This window comes from Nocardia sp. NPDC057455, assembly GCF_042802775.1.
Lineage (GTDB): Bacteria > Actinomycetota > Actinomycetes > Mycobacteriales > Mycobacteriaceae > Nocardia.
Window position 1 is genome coordinate 1 of sequence record NZ_JBHVDM010000005.1, and the last position, 15,051, is coordinate 15,051.

Sequence of the window (15,051 nt, forward strand, 5' to 3'; positions counted from 1 at the left end):
GGTACCCGGCGCCCTGACGCTCGGGTCAGGCAAGCCGCCGGATCGCTTCCGGACCCAGGTCGGCGATCGTCGAATACCCGTCCACCGCCATCAGCAGATCCGCCTCGGCGAGCAGCGAACGCACCACGTGCACGAGTCCGTCGACGCCGCCGAGGGCCAGCCCGTACGGGTAGGGACGGCCGATCCCGACGGCCGTCGCACCGAGCGCCAGCGCTTTGACGATGTCGGCGCCGGTGCGGACGCCGGAGTCGAACAGCACGGGCAGGCCGTCGGCCGCCGCCACCACCTCCGGCAGATGCTCTATCGCCGGGATGCCACCGTTGGCCTGCCTGCCGCCGTGATTCGAGCAGTAGATGCCGTCGACGCCCGCGTCCTTGGCCCGCCGCGCGTCCTCGGGATGACAGATGCCCTTCAGTACCAGCGGCAGCTTCGTCAGCGACCGAAGCCACGCCAGGTCGTCCCAGGTCAACGCGTTGCCGAACAGTGAGATCCAGGTCAGGACGGCGGTCTTCGGGTCGTGCTCGGGTGGGCTGGACAGCAAGCCGCGGAACACCGGATCGCTGAAGTAGTTGGCAAGGCAGTGTCCCCGCAATTGCGGGAAATTGGACACCGCCAGATCGCGCGGTCGCCAGCCGGGCACCCAGGTGTCCAAAGTGACCACGATGGCCTCGAAGCCCGCGGCCTCGGCCCGCCGGACCAGGCTTTGCGCGAGGTCCCGGTTGGTGGGGGTGTAGAGCTGGAACATTCCAGGGGTGCCGCCGAACTCCGCCGCCACCTGTTCCAGCGGATCCACGGTGAGGGTGGAGGCGACCATCGGGACGCCGGTGCGCGCCGCGGCTTTCGCGGTGGCGATGTCGCCGTGCCCGTCCTGGGCGCACAATCCGATCACGCCGACCGGGGCCAGGAAGATCGGCGTCGGCAGGGTCATGCCGAACAGTTCGATCGACAGGTCTCGCGTTTTGCTCGCGCGCAGCATGCGGGGGATCAGGCCGAATTTCTCGAAAGCCGCCACATTGGCCCGCTGGGTGCGTTCATCGCCGGCCCCACCTGCCACGTACGACCAGATGCCCGGAGGTAGCGCCGCCTCGGCTTTCGCTTCCAACTCGGCGTACGTCATCGGGAAATCGGGCAGCACACCTCCGAGCCCTTGAAAGTAGATCTCGTTCTGGTAGTCGCCGAAGTTGGTCACGCCGCTCCTGTCCTCTTCTCGATGCATGAATGTATCCGATACGTTCCTGTAGCGAGCTCGGTTCCGCTCAGGCGCGTAGCGCCCTGTACAGGATCAGCCAGCGATCGGGGGAGACCAACCCGACGGGCTGTTCGAGCGAGATCCCCGCTGCCCGGCAGGCGCCGCGCACGGCGCGGGCGGGGAACTCTCGCCGCAACGACGCGGCCACACTGCCCCCGACGCCCGAGAAAGCCAGCTCGACCAGCGCGCGGTACGCACCGATCCGCTCGCGCGGCAGCAGCGGAGCGGGCCGCGTGCGCAACCGCAGGATGGCGGCATCCACCCGCGGAACCGGATGGAAGCTGTGCCTGCCGACGCGCGCGCCCAGCTCGATCGCCGTCGTCGGCCAGTGGCCGACGGTGAGCTTGGTCCATCGGCCGTAGTCGCCGGAGTGCTTGCGGGCGAATTCGAGCTGGGTGAGCAGGGTGGCGGAGGTGAGCCCGCGCGCGGCCAGACACCAGCGCACGATGTCGGTCGTGCGGCCGAACGGCACGTTGGCCACCACCGAGAACGGCTCCCGCGGCGGACGCACCGTGCAAAAATCCTTGTGGTACAACCGAATTCGCGGATCGTCGGCGTATCGGCGGCGTAGCAGCGCCGCATAGCGCGGATCCTTCTCGTAAGCGCGGACCTGGCTGCCCGCGTTCAGCAGGTGCCTGGTCAGCATGCCGTCACCGGGTCCGGCTTCGAGGACGAGGTCGTCGGCGGTGACGCCGGAGGCACGCACGATCAGCCGGGCGACGCCGGCATCGATGAGGAAATTCTGCGACAGCAGTTTTCGCGTGTTCGCGGGGGCCGCCGCGCGGCCGCGGGCATGCGAAGGGGAACGAGGATGGGACATGGGTGTCCTCCGAACGGAGTGGTCGAATCGGGAGAGTCGATTCGCCCGGACCCATGCCGGGGCACGAAGAACCCGGCGGCCGCTAGCGGCCGCCGATGCGGATTCCGATCGAACGGATCAGGAGATCGCGGCGATACGGTGCACCGGCAGAGCCCGGGCCTCCGTACGCAGTCGGATGTAATACGCGCCGACCGCGTACGCTCCGTTCACGCCAGGACTGCCACACATGTCCCGCAACATAAGACATCCGCGCGACCGGGTGCCACTTCTTTTCCCGCGAGGTCGCGGTGGGTGTGCCGGTGCCGGGTTCAGTGGTTCGTCGGCTGACCCGCCACGTCCGGGTCGCGCACCTCGGCGGCGAAGGTCCGCCAAGACTTGGCCTCCGCGTGTTTGCCGAGCTGGTCGAGCAGATCGGCGAGTTCGGCGATGGCGCGCGGCTCGCGGCGGTCGGCGGCGGTGCGCCACCAGGTTTCGGCTCCGACGGGATCGCCGCGCCGTAGTCGCACCATGCCGAGTTCGTATGCCGCGCCGGCATGCCCGGCCTCGGAAGCCTGCGCCCACAATCCGCACGCCTGCTCTTCCTCGCCACGGCGGTACATGGCGACGCCCAGGTCGTAGAGCGCACCACGATATCCGGGATCGCCCGACTGCGTGGGCGTGCTCGCCCGCGGTGCGGCATCGACCGGCGCAGAGCGTTCCGCGAGCTGCGGCAACCCGCCCGAAGCCGGAGGGGGGTCGGTAACCCGGATGCCGGGCGCGGCAATGGGCGTCCTCGCCGGGGGAGAGGCGCTCGTCACCAGGGGGCTGCTGTCCCGGGCGGGTGCATTCGCTGCGGGCGGCGTCTGCGACACCGGTCCGCCGAAAGATTTCGCCGCGTCCGGCGCGAGATCCGGCTTCGCGGAGCCGGGATCGGCAAGTGGAATGTCGGCCACGGGCTGCGGGTGCGTGCCGACAGGATCGAATGGGCGAAAGGAGTCCGCCGCCGGCGCGCTGGAATCGGTGCGTGGCCCGTCCGCCGCCGGTCGAGTGGGGGCGGCATCAGGAAAGGCTTCGGTGGGATGCGGGTCTGCGAGCGGGGGCACGGAAGCCGGAGGCGAAGGCTCCGGGTGGGACGGGGTCTGCCTGCCGTTGGCGGCCCATGCGCGGAAGGGGTCCGGTGCGGCCCAGGGGTTCGCGACCAGCGGGCTGGATCCGGTGCGTGGTCCTTCGGCCGCAGGGCGAGGGGTGGCCGCAAGATCCGATACAGGTGGCGAATTGCCGATCAGCAGGCCGGTGACCGGGCGTGCCGGGTCTTCGGGCGGATGCGTATGCGCGACCGGAGGTCCGAAGGCGCCGTACGGGTCCGCCGTGGGTCGTTCGGCCCGGGGGCGGGAATCGAAACCTTGCGCGGGTGCCTCGGCCTGCATCTGCGCAGCCTGCGCGACGTCATCCGTTTCGGATCGGCTCTCGGTGGCGCGTTGCTCGGGACCGCTGTGCGCGGCGTCCGTCACGGACTGCCTCGTGAACGGGCTCGGCACCGGGTTTGCGTTGTCCGGGGCCGGGGAGCCGGGGGCGGCGGGCGGAGTTTCCGGAGTGGATCGCGTGGCGCGGGACGACTGCAGGTTCAGGAAAAGGTCACCCGCCCGCTGGGGCGGCGTGCTCTGCGACGCTTGCCCGTTCCGGCCGTCGAAGGCTGCGGCCGGATCGGCGGCGAGCCGCTCGACCGGAGCAGCGGGCGAGACGGCGGCGGCGTCGATGCGCGGAACCGGCATGGTCGGCGCGGTGGGCGGACCCGCCGAAGAAGCGGAGAGCGAGGAAGGCGGGCCCATGCCGATCGGAGCCGTCGCGGGCGCGGTGGGCGCCGACGATCCCGGCGCGACGGGTGTGGGAGCGGTGGACACCTCCACCACCAGGTTCGCGAAGTTCGGCGGTCCCTCGCCGATGCTGCACCACAGGACGACGCGACCGTTCGGCTGGTGCTCGACGACGATGCCGTAGTTGCCCGCCCAGGACTTCTGGGTGCCGAACTCGTCGACCCAGACCGGCGTCAGGGTCACCAGGGTCACCGGAGCGGCGGGCGTGACGTCGAAGCTGACGCCCGCGCCCAGCGCGTCGCTCCACGCGTCGACGCCGGCGAGTGACCGTCCGTGCAGATCCAGGTAGCCGTCGACGACCGAGAGGCCCATCCCGAGCCCGCGCAGTCCGGCGGGTGGCGCCGCCGAGATCATCGTCAAGGTGACGGTGGTGGGCGCGGGACCGACTTGCTCGGTGTACATCGGGTAGACCATGCTGCCGTGCCAGCGAATCGGGTCCGCGCTCTGGTAGCGCGCGGCCAGCGGCAGCTCTTCGGGCGTATTCCGGGCAGCCCACGACGAATACCGCTCGTTCACTGTCGTGCGCCTGCCTTTCCACCCGATCCCGACCGCCGCCCCCGCGCCGGTCGGCGGGGTATACCGTACTCGCCGCGAACCGCGACTGCTTCGCAATCCCTTGGCCGTAGGTGATGCCCCGCGCCCCAACGCTACCGGGGGGTTCACCTGATTTCCCAATGGTGCGCAGCGGTGCGTCCGGCCCCATGGCCAGCCCGTGATCGCCCGTGTGCGGGGGCCCACAGTGCCTGCCTCGGCCCGCCGCGACCGTCGCCCCGGAACCGGCGGGCCGGGGTGCGCCGTGGGAGCGTCGTATCGCCGTGTCGCGACGGACATCGTCTGATCGACGGGGATCGGGAAGCGCTTCCCGCAGAACACCGAACAGTCGACCAAGCGCTTGCTACGCTCGATCGATGATCTCCACGGTGGTCTGGGGCACCGGTAATGTCGGCCGGGCGGCCATCCGGGCCGTGGACGCCCACCCGGCGCTGCGCGTGACCGGAGTGCTCGTGCACGATCCGGCGAAGATCGGCCGCGACGCGGGCGAACTCGGCGGACTCGACCATGACCTCGGCGTCCCGGCCACCGACGACGTCGGCGGCGTTCTCGGCGCGCATCCGGACGCGGTGGTCTACGCGGCGTCCGGCGATATCCGTCCCGACGACGCGCTCGCCGATGTCCTGCGCGCACTCCGCGCGGGCGCGGTGGTCGTCACCCCGGCCCTCTACGCCCTCTACGACCCGCGCAACGCACCGCCGGAGGTCCGCGACCCGGTGCTGGCCGCGATCGCCGAAGGCGGCGGATCGCTGTTCGTGTCCGGCATCGACCCCGGGTGGGGCAACGATGTGCTGCCCCTGCTGATCAGCGGGCTCGGCAGCACCGTCGAGACGATCCGCTGTCAGGAGATCTTCGACTACTCCACCTACGACCAGCCGGATTCGGTGCGCTACCTGGTCGGCATGGGGCAGCCGATGGATTATCAGCCGCCGATGCTCGCGCCGTCGGTACCGACCATGGTGTGGGGCGGGCAGGTCCGGCTCATGGCGCGGGCGCTCGGTGCCGAACTCGACGAGATCCGCGAGACGCTGGACCGGTGTGCCCTGGACGCCACCGTCACCACGACGTCCATGGGAGAGTTCGCGGCGGGCACGCAAGGCGCCGTGCGATTCGAAGTTCAGGGCATCGTCGAGGGGCAGCCGCGTCTGATCATCGAGCACGTCACCCGCATCCATCCGTCCTGTGCGCCAGATTGGCCCGCACCGGCCGACGGCGGTGCGGGCGCGCACCGGGTGATCATCGAGGGTCACCCGCGCATCGAGGTGACCGTCGAGGCCACCGCCGAAGACGGCAACCGCTCCGCCGGCGGGAACGCCACGGCCGTCGGCCGCTTGGTCGGCGCCATCGACTGGCTGGTGGCCGCGCAACCCGGACTCTACGACGCACTGGACATCCCGCTGCGTCCCGTGGCAGGAAAACTCGGAAGGAAACGCCCATGATCATCGATGTCCCCGAGGGGAAGGATCCGATCGGCTACGTCTGGGGCGAGATGGTTCCCGGCATCGGCGTCGCCGCCTCGAATTTTTCGCTGTCGGTGTACTCGCACAGCACGCTCGGCCTGCGCGAATTCGAGGCGGCCCGGCTGCGCATCGCTCAGATCAACGGGTGCCTGTTCTGCATGGACTGGCGCACCGAACGCGACGGAGCCAAGGTCGAGCCGGAATTCGCCGACGCGGTCACCCAGTGGCGTACCACCGACGCGTTCGACGAGCGCACCAGGCTCGCCGCCGAATACGCCGAACGCTACGCCATCGACCACCACAATCTCGACGAAGCGTTCTGGAAACGGATGTTCGCCCACTACAGCCAGGCGGAAGTGGTGGAACTGAGTATGAGCATCGGCTCATGGCTCGCTTTCGGCCGCCTGAACCATGTGCTCGGCCTGGATTCGGTGTGCGTGCTGCCCGGTCATTCCGCCGGTCGGTGAATCCGCGCCCGAGCAGCTAAGCCGGCATTCTCGACACCCACGCGGGCTGCCCGTCGACCAGGCCCAGTTCGAACTCCTCGGGAGCATCGAGCACGGCGCCGAGTTGGCGGAGCGCTCTATCCGCCGAGATCTCCACCGGAAAACGGATGTATTCGAGCGTGGCGCCGGATATCCGGGCTCGGAATCGGTACCGGAATTCGACGTGACCCGCGTAGGTCAGCGCGATGCGGCCCTGCCAGTCGATGTCGTGCCTGCCGTCGGGGCGCCGGGTGAAGAACACTTCCTGGTCGGCGACCGAATCGTGCCCGAGCAGATAGATGTTGAACGCAAGGTACTCGACGTCGTCGGCGTGGGCGAGGGGCAGCGGATCGACCGTGAGACGTTGCGGCTGCTCGGATTTCAGCAGGAAAGGGCGGCCGGGCGCCGCGGCGCGCAGCCCGGTGGCGTCGTCTTCGCCCCAGTACGTGGACGACAGCGTGCAGCTGTGATAGTTCTGCCAGGTGATCGGCGACATCCAGCTCTCGCCGGCATCCTCGTCGTCATCGGCGTCACGTTCGGCGTTGTATGCCGCGGAGCGCAGATGCAGATCGAACCACAGGCTGCCGGCCTGGTCCATGCGGCCGGTCCACGCGAACTCTTCGATCGCGTGCCCTTCCGGCCACGGATTTCCCGGGAACACTATTCTCCCGGCGGGCGAGAAACGCACCAGGTCGGTCCTTTCCATGCCGACCCACCCTAGCGACCGAGACCGACAAACTCGACATGCCAGATCCGGGAAGCCGCGCCGTGCCGGGTTCCATCTCAGGCGTTGGCCGGTGCCTCCTCCTCCGGCTGACCGGCCGGAGGCTCGTCCACCGTCCGCTTCGGCCCGGTGAACCAGGTCCGCGCCGACGCCAGCCACCAGACGCCGATCGCGCCCACCACGCCCACCAGGGTGATCGGCGCGTAATTCACGGTGCTCCACGTGAATTCGCTGTGCCACGGGTATCCTCGGGCGTCGGTGGGCAGCAGGAACAGCACGCTGATCAGCGCGATCCAGATCAGCGCGACCGACCCGATCGGGCGGTACCACGCACCGAGGCGCCACGGGCCGGTGCGGAATCGAGCACCGTGTCGCTGCCGCAACAGGATCGGAATGCCGTAGGCGATATAGAGCCCGATGGTCGCGATCGAGGTGGCCGCGGCGTAGGCGGTCGGTGCGTTCGCCGGAGGTACCAGCAGCGACGGGATCAGCAGCACGAACGCGAAGAACGAGATGAACAGCACCGCGTGCACCGGCACCCTCCGCGGGGAAAGCCTCGACCAGAACTTCGACCCGGGCACCGCGCCGTCGCGGGCGAACGCGAACAGCATCCGGGAGGCGGAGGTCACCGAGGCATATCCGCAGAACAATTGCGCGACCGCCGCGATGATCAGCAGCAGCCCCGACCAGAACCCGCTCAGCGAGTTCTCCAGGATGTAGATGACGGGGTAACCGCTGTTCTTCGACGGGTCCAGCGCGTCGTCCAGATTCGGAATGGCGAACGTCACCGCCATGATGAGCAGATATCCGGCGATCGCCGAGACGACGATAGTGTTGATGATGCCTTTGGCGGCCATCCGGGACGCGTCGTGCGTTTCCTCCGACATATGCGCGGAAGCGTCGTAGCCGGTGAATGTGTACTGCGCGTGCAGCAGGCCGAGCAGGAAGCTGAACGCGACCCCGCCGAATCCGATCGCGCTGTTGTCGACGGTCTCGGTGAAGACCCATCCGGCACTTTGGTGGTGTTGCGCTCCGAATCCGAGGACGACCACGAAAATCGCCACGCCACCGACATGCCACCACGCGGACACATTGTTGATCACCGCCGACAGGTGCGGGCCGAGCACGTTCAAGACGGCGTGCACGACGAGAATGGCGGCGAACACCAGGAAGATCGCGGTGCGGTCGGTGCCGATCTCGATCCCGACGACGTTCAGCACGACGGTGGTGAAGATGGCCGCGCCGTAATCGATCGCCGCGGTGACCGCGATCTGCCCGATCAGATTGAACCAGCCGGTGAACCAGCCCCACACCGGTCCGCCCAGTTCGGCCGCCCACCAGTACAGCCCGCCCGAGGTGGGGTAGGCGGAAGCCAGCTCCGCCATGGCGAGCCCCACGAACAGCACCATGATCGAGACCAGCGGCCATCCCCAGGCCATGGTGATCGGCCCGCCGTTCGCCAAACCGATGCCGTAACTGGCCAACCCGCCGGTCAGGATGGATACGATCGTGAAGCTGATGGCGAAATTGGAGAAGCCCGACCAGGATCTGGCGAGTTCTTGTTTGTAGCCCAGTTCGGCGAGCCGACGTTCGTCGTCGGAAGGGGATCGGGTGTCGGTCATATCGTGCTCCCGGGTGAAAACGCTGCCCTCATACCGCGTTTGCCAGAAGATCAGTGTGAAGTACCGACCGGTCGACCGCAGGCCAACCAGCGAATTCGCGAAACGGCGGCCCTGGCGCCCGCCCGGGCCATGCCGAACGTAGCGTGAGGACCATGAGCGAGCGACTGGTGGTCATCGGCGGTGACGCTACGGGCATGTCGGCGGCGTCGCAGGCACGCCGGATGAAGGACGCGAGCGCGCTGGAGATCGTCGTCTTCGAACGCGGCGGGTTCACCTCGTACTCGGCCTGCGGCATTCCGTACTGGGTCGGCGGACACGTCGCCGAGCGGGACGCTCTGATCGCTCGCACGCCCGAGGAACATCGCTCCCGCGAGATCGACCTGCGGTTGTACACCGAGGTGACCGAGATCGACCTCGACGGGGGACGGGTGCGCCACCGCGACCGGGAAACCGGCGCCTCGGCGTGGATGCCCTACGACCACCTGGTGATCGCTACCGGCGCTCGCCCGGTGCGGCCACCGCTGCCCGGTATCGACGCGCAGGGTGTGCACGGCGTGCAGACCCTCGCTGACGGGCAGGCGCTGCTCGAGACGCTGGAGCGGGCCCGCGCCAACCGCGCCGTCGTGGTGGGCGCGGGCTACATCGGCGTGGAGATGGCGGAGGCGCTCATCCGGCGCGGCTACGACGTCACCATGGTCAACCGCGGTCCCGAACCGATGTCCACGCTCGACCCCGACATGGGCGCCCTGGTGCGTGACGCGATGTGCGGGATGGGCATCGAGGTCGTCGGCGACGCGGAGGTGGCCGAGTTGCGCACCGATGCCGACGGCCGGGTCGCCGCGGTCGTCACCGGCACCGGGGAGTATCCGGCGGACGTCGTGGTGCTGGGCATCGGCGTACGCCCGGAAACCGAACTGGCCCGCGCCGCCGGACTTCCGCTCGGGCAGCACGGCGGGCTGCGGACCGATCTCGCCATGCGGGTGCGTGGGCACGAGAACATCTGGGCCGGCGGCGATTGCGTCGAGGTGCTCGATCTTGTCTCGGGCCGGGAACGCCACATTCCCCTGGGCACCCACGCCAACAAACACGGTCAGATCATCGGCGCGAATATCGGCGGGGGATACGCGATCTTCCCCGGCGTCGTGGGCACCGCGGTCAGCAAGGTCTGTGAACTCGAGGTGGCTCGTACGGGCCTGCGCGAGAAGGACGCCCAGGCGGCCGGTCTGCAATACGTGACCGTCACGGTCGAAGCCACCAACCGGGCGGGCTATTACCCGGACGCGGCGCCGATGACAGTGAAGATGCTCGCCGAGCGTCTCACCGGCCGCCTGCTCGGCGCCCAGATCGTGGGTCGCGAGGGCGCGGGCAAACGCGTCGACATCGCGGCGGTCGCGCTGACCGCCCGGATGACCGTCGAGCAGATGACGATGCTCGACCTCGGCTACGCGCCGCCGTTCTCCCCGGTGTGGGACCCGGTTCTGGTGGCCGCGCGCAAAGCCGTCACCGCGGTGCGCAAGCGCGGGTAGCGCGCTCAGGCGCCGAAGAGTTCGAGCAGGTCGTTCTTGCCGAACATGACCGCGGCGTCGCGGGCCGACGGAGTGCCCGCGTCGGGGTCGGCTCCGGCCGCCGTGAGCTGCCGGACGATCTCGGTCTCGCCCTTGAAAACCGCCCCCGCCAGCGGCGTCTGGCCCTTGTCGTTCGCGCGGTTCGGATCGGCCGACCGCTTCAGCAGCGCCGCCACGGCCTCGGCTTGTCCGTGGTAGGCGGCGAGCATGAGCAGCGTGTCGCCCGCCTCGTTGGTGAGGTCGACCGGCACGCCCGCGTCCACGTAGGCGGCCAGCCTCGCGGCGTCACCGTGGCGAGCGAAGTCGAACACCTTGGTGGCCAGTTCGAGCAGTTCCGGATCGATCTCGTCGGTGCTCATCCGCTCTCCTGTCCTGGGTCGCGCCCGGATGGGCGCGTTGCCGCGGACTTTCCCAGTTGTTCGCGCACTATGCGCAGATCGGCGACGAACGCATCGTAGGCCGCGGTGCGGTCCGGCGCGCGCAGCACCGACGACGGATGCACCGTGGCGATCGCGCGATGGCCCGCTGTCTCGATGACCTCACCGCGGCGTTCGCTGACCTTGAACGAGGGTCCCAGCAGCGCCTGCGCGGCGATCGCGCCGAGACACACCACCAACCGCGGCCGCAGCAGATCGAGTTCGGCGTCGAGCCACGCCGAGCAGGCCACCACCTCGGTGCGGCCGGGTTGTTTGTGGATCCGTCGTTTGCCGCGCTCGACGAACTTGAAGTGTTTCACCGCATTGGTCGAATAAACCGCGTCGCGATCGATGCCGACGTCCGCCAGCGCCCGGTCGAGCAGTCGTCCGGCCGGGCCGACGAACGGCTGTCCCGCCACGTCCTCTTGGTCGCCGGGTTGCTCACCGATCAACACCACGTCCGCGTCCGGGGGACCCGCACCGAACACCGTTTGCGTGGCGTGGCGGTACAGATCGCAGCCACGGCAGTCGCGGGCCGCCTCGCGCAGCCGCGCCAAGTCCGCGTCCTCCGGGACGAACATCGCGGCGCCGGGCGCCTTCATCGCTGTTCGCCTCCTGCCGCCGACGGAGCCGCGACCGCCATGCGCCGACCTCCTCTGCCGCCTGATGCCGGTGTCGGCTTACCCGTTTGCGCGGCACTCACGCGCCGGGCGCGAATCGCCCTCCCACGTGCTGAACGACCGGACCGGGGTCGGTATAGTCGCCGCGGATGAGTAGTGTCACCGCCACCGCCGGAACGCCGATGTCCCAGAACCGTCGACTCGGGCGTGTGCTTCGGCTGGCGCCGGTCCTCTCGATCGCGTTCTCCGCGTTCTGTCTCCTGACACCGGTCGGGCCGTTCCACAAGATCACCGGCGGGTTCATCGACCTGCAGGTGTATCGGCTGGGCGTGGACGCCATGCGGCACGGCGCCGACATGTACGGGCAATTGCCGCAGACCACCATCGGAGCGGGGCTGCCGTTCATCTACCCGCCGTTCGCCGCGCTCGCCCTCGGCCCGTTCGCGATGCTGCCCTGGGACGTGGCCGCCGCCAGCTTCTTCGTCTCCTCGGTGGCCGCGCTCGCTCTCACGCTCTATCTGGTGGCACGGCGGGTATGGCCCGACGAATCGCAGCGCCGGCTCGCGGTCTGGGCCACCGCGTGTGCTACTCCGCTGGGACTGCTGCTGGAGCCGATCCACTCCACGCTGGACTTCGGTCAGGTCAACCTGTTGCTGATGGCCTTGGTCGCCGCCGATTGCCTCACCCACAAGCCGCGCTGGCGCCGGGGCATGCTGATCGGCATCGCCGCCGCGATCAAGCTGACACCCGCGGCGTTCGTGCTCTACTTCCTGGTCCGCCGGGACTACCGTGCGGCCGCGACCGCCGCGGTCACCGGTGCGGCCGCGACGGCGCTGGGCTTCGCGATCCTGCCGAAGGAATCGGTCAAGTATTGGTTCGGCGGTCTCGGCAACGTATCCGGGCTGAGCGGCTCGGCATTCCATACCAACCAGTCGATTCAAGCGATGTTCGCTCGATTCGAAGTGCCCGAGCCCGCCTTCACCGCGATCTGGCTGGTCCTCGCCGTCTTACTGCTCGCGCTGGTCGTCACCGCGATGCGCCGGGCCGCCGGTCTGCCCGCGCTCGCGCTGGCCCTCAACGCCGTCTTCACGCTGCTGGTCTCGCCGATCTCCTGGTCGCACCACTGGGTGTGGATCGCGCCCGCGTTGTTCGCCGTCGTCGGGCACGCGACTCGCCTGCCCGCGAAGCGGGCGATCGGTTGGTGGGTGACGTTCGTGGTGACCGCCGCCATTTTCGTCATCGGCCCGCACAATTGGCTGCCCGACGGCGAGCACCGGGAGACCGCGTGGACCCCCTGGCAGCACTTCATCGGCAACACGTATGTCTGGTTCAGCGTGGTGCTCGTCGTGCTGTTCCTGATCGCCGGCAGGCGCAGCGTCGCAGGGGGCGCGAACCCCGCTCCCGGCGAACAGCTGCACACCTCCGACGCCCCGCCCTCGGCGCTGACTGCCCGCTGAAGGGCGGCGAACGGCGCTCCCGCGGCGTCAGCCCATGCCTGGCGCGGACGGCGCCACGAAGAGGAAGCTCTTCTCCTCGACGCGCTTGTCGATCCGCCACTGTCCGTCTACGCGGACGAACGTGTCCAGGTACCAGAGTCCGCACAGCATCATCGTCGGCGGCCCGTCGCCGCCGGACACCAGCATCGGGTTGTGGCACATCGTCCGTCCTGTGGCAGTGTCACCGTCGACTTCGATGGACGAGTTGCTGATCAGATGTTGAAAGGCCGGGAAGTTCGGGAGCACGGACGCGAGGAATTCCTTCGTCGTCGCCAGATCGCCCACCGAGCCGCCCATGGCCGAGTAGTCGATTTGTGCGTCGGGGGTGAACACCCTGTCCAGCAGGTCCCACTGCCGAGTGTCGACCGCGTGCGAATACCGCACCATCAGGTCTTCGATCTCGAGTCGATCCGAAATCTCCTGCAACGACAGCATGCCTGCCTCCGATTGACGTCGATACCCGGTAGATGCCACCAGGATTCGGCGTGCGAGGCAAGGGCCGTGCGGTTATGGCCGGTGCGGCAGGATGTTCAGTACCAGCGTGAGCCCCGCCACAATGCTCACGCACGCCACCAGGGTGGTGAACGCGGATTGGGTGATCGTCGCGATGCCGATCGAAAAGGCAAGGCACGTGGCTGAAGCGAGCGCGCCGGTTCCCGGTTCCACACCGGCGATCCGGGTTGGTCGGTGATCCGTCATAGCTATGTGATACCCAGAGCGTGCCGTTACGAAACCGTGATGACGGCCCAACTATGACGGATCGGCGTAAAGTACGTACGTACGGTTTGGTAAACGTCTCGGGAGCGGCCGATGTGGGATCCCCAGCAGTACCTCGCGTTCGACGACCACCGGTCCCGGCCCTTCTTCGACCTGATGACCCGGGTTACGGCGGCCGGTCCCCAGGTGGTGGTGGATCTGGGCTGCGGTCCCGGGCATCTCACGGCCGCCCTGGCGCGGCGCTGGCCCGAGGCAACCGTGCGAGCACTCGACTCGTCGCCGGAGATGGTCGCGGCGGCGCGTGAGCGCGGCGTCGATGCGACGCTCGGGGCGGTGCAAGAGTGGGAGCCGGGCCCCGCGACCGATGTCGTCGTGTGCAACGCCGTCCTGCACTGGGTACCCGAGCATCCTCGCCTGATGGCGCAGTGGATGCGCAGGCTCCGCACCGGCGCGTTCCTGGCCGTTCAGGTGCCCGGCAACTTCGACGCCGCCTCCCACCGGGCGATCCGTGTGGTGGCCGCTCGCGACGAGTGGCGTGACAGTCTCGGCCGGGCGGGCATCCTCGAACCGCGGGCGGTGCTCGATCCCGCCGGATACGCCGACCTGCTCGCCTCCGCGGGCGCGGATGTCGACGCCTGGGAGACGACCTATCTACAGCGCCTGACCGGTGACGATCCGGTGCTCGAATGGCTCACCGGCACGGCGCTGCGACCCGTGCGCGGCGCGCTCGACGACGCGCGGTGGCGAGAGTTCACCGCGCAACTCGCTCCGCTATTGCGCAACGCCTACCCGCGGCGCGCCGACGGCACGACGTGGCTGCCATTCCGGCGAGTATTCGTCGTTGCCCAGAAGCGGTAGCCCACGCGTCGGCGGATACGGACGAGGACCGGACAATCAGATGTCCGCGCCCGGCGTGCGATCCGATCGGCTTGTTCGATCACCGCCCGCGCGGCCACCGGATCGAGATCACCGGCTGCCGTGCCGTCACCGTCGTCGCTCACGGTGACGCACTACCCGCCGATGGGGACCTGACACGGCTTCTGGTGAGAAACGATGCCGCCGCGGATGTCCTCGCCCCCGCGAGAGGGTTGACGTGAGCCAGGCGGATCGCGATACTTCGAAAGTCATATCGATTGCGTATAACTCGTCCTGCGGAAACGCGATGGAGACAGATCAATGATGATCCATACGGCAGTCGAAGCATTTCTGTTGGCTCAGGTGGAGAACCCGGTCCCCGAAGCTCCCCCGAGCTCGGAAAAAATCCTCCAGCTGTTCCGGTATTTCACGTGGTTCGTGATTCTCTCGGGCGTCACCGGAATCGCCTACGCCGGCGGAAGATTCGCCTGGGAGAAGTGGAACGGCGGTCCGCTCGCGTCGGCGAAAATGGTCGCAGGCGGCATGCTCGGCGGCGTCATCGCCACCAGCGCGGGGACGATCATGAACGCGCTGATCGGCTGAGGCGGTCGACCGGT

15 protein-coding genes are annotated in these 15,051 nt (G+C 68.7%); 6 read left to right on the plus strand and 9 right to left on the minus strand.

The features are described from left to right. Nucleotides 1-25 precede the first annotated feature (25 nt). The 3 genes from ACFU5M_RS03240 to ACFU5M_RS03250 form a co-directional block, all read right to left on the minus strand. Entirely contained in the window at nucleotides 26-1,189 is a 1,164-nt protein-coding gene (locus tag ACFU5M_RS03240; protein ID WP_379042884.1) for an alpha-hydroxy-acid oxidizing protein, read from the minus strand. 67 nt (nucleotides 1,190-1,256) lie between these two features. Further along, nucleotides 1,257-2,069 carry a 23S ribosomal RNA methyltransferase Erm gene (erm, locus tag ACFU5M_RS03245; RefSeq protein WP_379042887.1) on the minus strand — a complete coding sequence of 271 codons (813 nt, stop codon included), beginning with the start codon at nucleotides 2,067-2,069 and terminating at the stop codon, nucleotides 1,257-1,259. Nucleotides 2,070-2,377: 308 nt separating this feature from the next. Beyond that, on the minus strand, nucleotides 2,378-4,438 hold the full coding sequence (locus ACFU5M_RS03250) for a hypothetical protein (protein WP_379042890.1): 2,061 nt from the start codon (nucleotides 4,436-4,438) through the stop codon (nucleotides 2,378-2,380). A gap of 392 nt (nucleotides 4,439-4,830) precedes the next feature. Between ACFU5M_RS03250 and ACFU5M_RS03255 the strand changes: the two genes are divergently transcribed. Continuing rightward, the gene (locus tag ACFU5M_RS03255) at nucleotides 4,831-5,913 is read left to right on the plus strand and encodes a dihydrodipicolinate reductase (RefSeq protein WP_379042892.1); all 1,083 of its coding nucleotides are present in this window, start codon (nucleotides 4,831-4,833) and stop codon (nucleotides 5,911-5,913) included. Next, complete coding sequence (locus ACFU5M_RS03260; protein WP_379042895.1) at nucleotides 5,910-6,401, plus strand: carboxymuconolactone decarboxylase family protein; 492 nt, start codon at nucleotides 5,910-5,912, stop codon at nucleotides 6,399-6,401. Before ACFU5M_RS03255 ends, ACFU5M_RS03260 begins: the two co-directional genes overlap by 4 nt. A gap of 16 nt (nucleotides 6,402-6,417) precedes the next feature. Here the strand turns inward: ACFU5M_RS03260 and ACFU5M_RS03265 are convergent, their stop codons facing one another. Together ACFU5M_RS03265 and ACFU5M_RS03270 are read right to left on the minus strand one after the other, a co-directional pair. Further along, complete coding sequence (locus ACFU5M_RS03265) at nucleotides 6,418-7,125, minus strand: hypothetical protein (protein ID WP_379042898.1); 708 nt, start codon at nucleotides 7,123-7,125, stop codon at nucleotides 6,418-6,420. A 77-nt stretch (nucleotides 7,126-7,202) separates the two neighbouring features. Further along, complete coding sequence (locus tag ACFU5M_RS03270; RefSeq protein ID WP_379042901.1) at nucleotides 7,203-8,765, minus strand: amino acid permease; 1,563 nt, start codon at nucleotides 8,763-8,765, stop codon at nucleotides 7,203-7,205. A 152-nt stretch (nucleotides 8,766-8,917) separates the two neighbouring features. On the opposite strand from ACFU5M_RS03270, the gene ACFU5M_RS03275 reads away from it, so the two are divergent. Beyond that, nucleotides 8,918-10,291, plus strand: coding sequence for an FAD-dependent oxidoreductase (locus tag ACFU5M_RS03275; protein WP_379042904.1), 1,374 nt, complete (start codon nucleotides 8,918-8,920; stop codon nucleotides 10,289-10,291). 5 nt (nucleotides 10,292-10,296) lie between these two features. On the opposite strand, the gene ACFU5M_RS03280 is transcribed toward ACFU5M_RS03275, so the two are convergent. After that, entirely contained in the window at nucleotides 10,297-10,689 is a 393-nt protein-coding gene (locus ACFU5M_RS03280; RefSeq protein WP_379042907.1) for an ankyrin repeat domain-containing protein, read from the minus strand. Then, complete coding sequence (locus ACFU5M_RS03285) at nucleotides 10,686-11,348, minus strand: UdgX family uracil-DNA binding protein (protein WP_379042910.1); 663 nt, start codon at nucleotides 11,346-11,348, stop codon at nucleotides 10,686-10,688. Before ACFU5M_RS03285 ends, ACFU5M_RS03280 begins: the two co-directional genes overlap by 4 nt. A gap of 167 nt (nucleotides 11,349-11,515) precedes the next feature. Here ACFU5M_RS03285 and ACFU5M_RS03290 point away from each other — a divergent pair, with 167 nt between their 5' ends. After that, nucleotides 11,516-12,823, plus strand: a complete 1,308-nt coding sequence (locus ACFU5M_RS03290; RefSeq protein WP_379042913.1) for a glycosyltransferase 87 family protein — start codon at nucleotides 11,516-11,518, stop codon at nucleotides 12,821-12,823. A 27-nt stretch (nucleotides 12,824-12,850) separates the two neighbouring features. Here ACFU5M_RS03290 and ACFU5M_RS03295 read toward each other — a convergent pair whose 3' ends face one another. Both ACFU5M_RS03295 and ACFU5M_RS03300 read right to left on the minus strand, forming a co-directional pair. Then, complete coding sequence (locus ACFU5M_RS03295) at nucleotides 12,851-13,297, minus strand: nuclear transport factor 2 family protein (protein ID WP_379042916.1); 447 nt, start codon at nucleotides 13,295-13,297, stop codon at nucleotides 12,851-12,853. 72 nt (nucleotides 13,298-13,369) lie between these two features. Beyond that, complete coding sequence (locus ACFU5M_RS03300; RefSeq protein ID WP_379042919.1) at nucleotides 13,370-13,561, minus strand: hypothetical protein; 192 nt, start codon at nucleotides 13,559-13,561, stop codon at nucleotides 13,370-13,372. Between the two features lie 111 nt (nucleotides 13,562-13,672). On the opposite strand from ACFU5M_RS03300, the gene ACFU5M_RS03305 reads away from it, so the two are divergent. Next, entirely contained in the window at nucleotides 13,673-14,437 is a 765-nt protein-coding gene (locus tag ACFU5M_RS03305) for a trans-aconitate 2-methyltransferase (RefSeq protein ID WP_379042922.1), read from the plus strand. A 321-nt stretch (nucleotides 14,438-14,758) separates the two neighbouring features. Beyond that, nucleotides 14,759-15,037 (plus strand): hypothetical protein, encoded by a 279-nt coding sequence (locus ACFU5M_RS03310; RefSeq protein ID WP_379043170.1) that lies wholly within the window; start codon nucleotides 14,759-14,761, stop codon nucleotides 15,035-15,037. The last annotated feature ends 14 nt before the right edge of the window (nucleotides 15,038-15,051 follow it).

What these genes read in the sequence shown, in the direction of transcription:
- ACFU5M_RS03275 (WP_379042904.1), top strand. Translation starts at nt 8,918, where the DNA reads ATGAGCGAGCGACTGGTGGTCATCGGCGGTGACGCTACGGGCATGTCG.
- ACFU5M_RS03265 (WP_379042898.1), bottom strand. Translation starts at nt 7,125, where the DNA reads ATGGAAAGGACCGACCTGGTGCGTTTCTCGCCCGCCGGGAGAATAGTG.
- ACFU5M_RS03260 (WP_379042895.1), top strand. Translation starts at nt 5,910, where the DNA reads ATGATCATCGATGTCCCCGAGGGGAAGGATCCGATCGGCTACGTCTGG.
- ACFU5M_RS03255 (WP_379042892.1), top strand. Translation starts at nt 4,831, where the DNA reads ATGATCTCCACGGTGGTCTGGGGCACCGGTAATGTCGGCCGGGCGGCC.
- ACFU5M_RS03285 (WP_379042910.1), bottom strand. Translation starts at nt 11,348, where the DNA reads ATGAAGGCGCCCGGCGCCGCGATGTTCGTCCCGGAGGACGCGGACTTG.
- ACFU5M_RS03290 (WP_379042913.1), top strand. Translation starts at nt 11,516, where the DNA reads ATGAGTAGTGTCACCGCCACCGCCGGAACGCCGATGTCCCAGAACCGT.
- erm (WP_379042887.1), bottom strand. Translation starts at nt 2,069, where the DNA reads ATGTCCCATCCTCGTTCCCCTTCGCATGCCCGCGGCCGCGCGGCGGCC.
- ACFU5M_RS03270 (WP_379042901.1), bottom strand. Translation starts at nt 8,765, where the DNA reads ATGACCGACACCCGATCCCCTTCCGACGACGAACGTCGGCTCGCCGAA.
- ACFU5M_RS03295 (WP_379042916.1), bottom strand. Translation starts at nt 13,297, where the DNA reads ATGCTGTCGTTGCAGGAGATTTCGGATCGACTCGAGATCGAAGACCTG.
- ACFU5M_RS03280 (WP_379042907.1), bottom strand. Translation starts at nt 10,689, where the DNA reads ATGAGCACCGACGAGATCGATCCGGAACTGCTCGAACTGGCCACCAAG.
- ACFU5M_RS03305 (WP_379042922.1), top strand. Translation starts at nt 13,673, where the DNA reads ATGTGGGATCCCCAGCAGTACCTCGCGTTCGACGACCACCGGTCCCGG.
- ACFU5M_RS03310 (WP_379043170.1), top strand. Translation starts at nt 14,759, where the DNA reads ATGATCCATACGGCAGTCGAAGCATTTCTGTTGGCTCAGGTGGAGAAC.
- ACFU5M_RS03300 (WP_379042919.1), bottom strand. Translation starts at nt 13,561, where the DNA reads ATGACGGATCACCGACCAACCCGGATCGCCGGTGTGGAACCGGGAACC.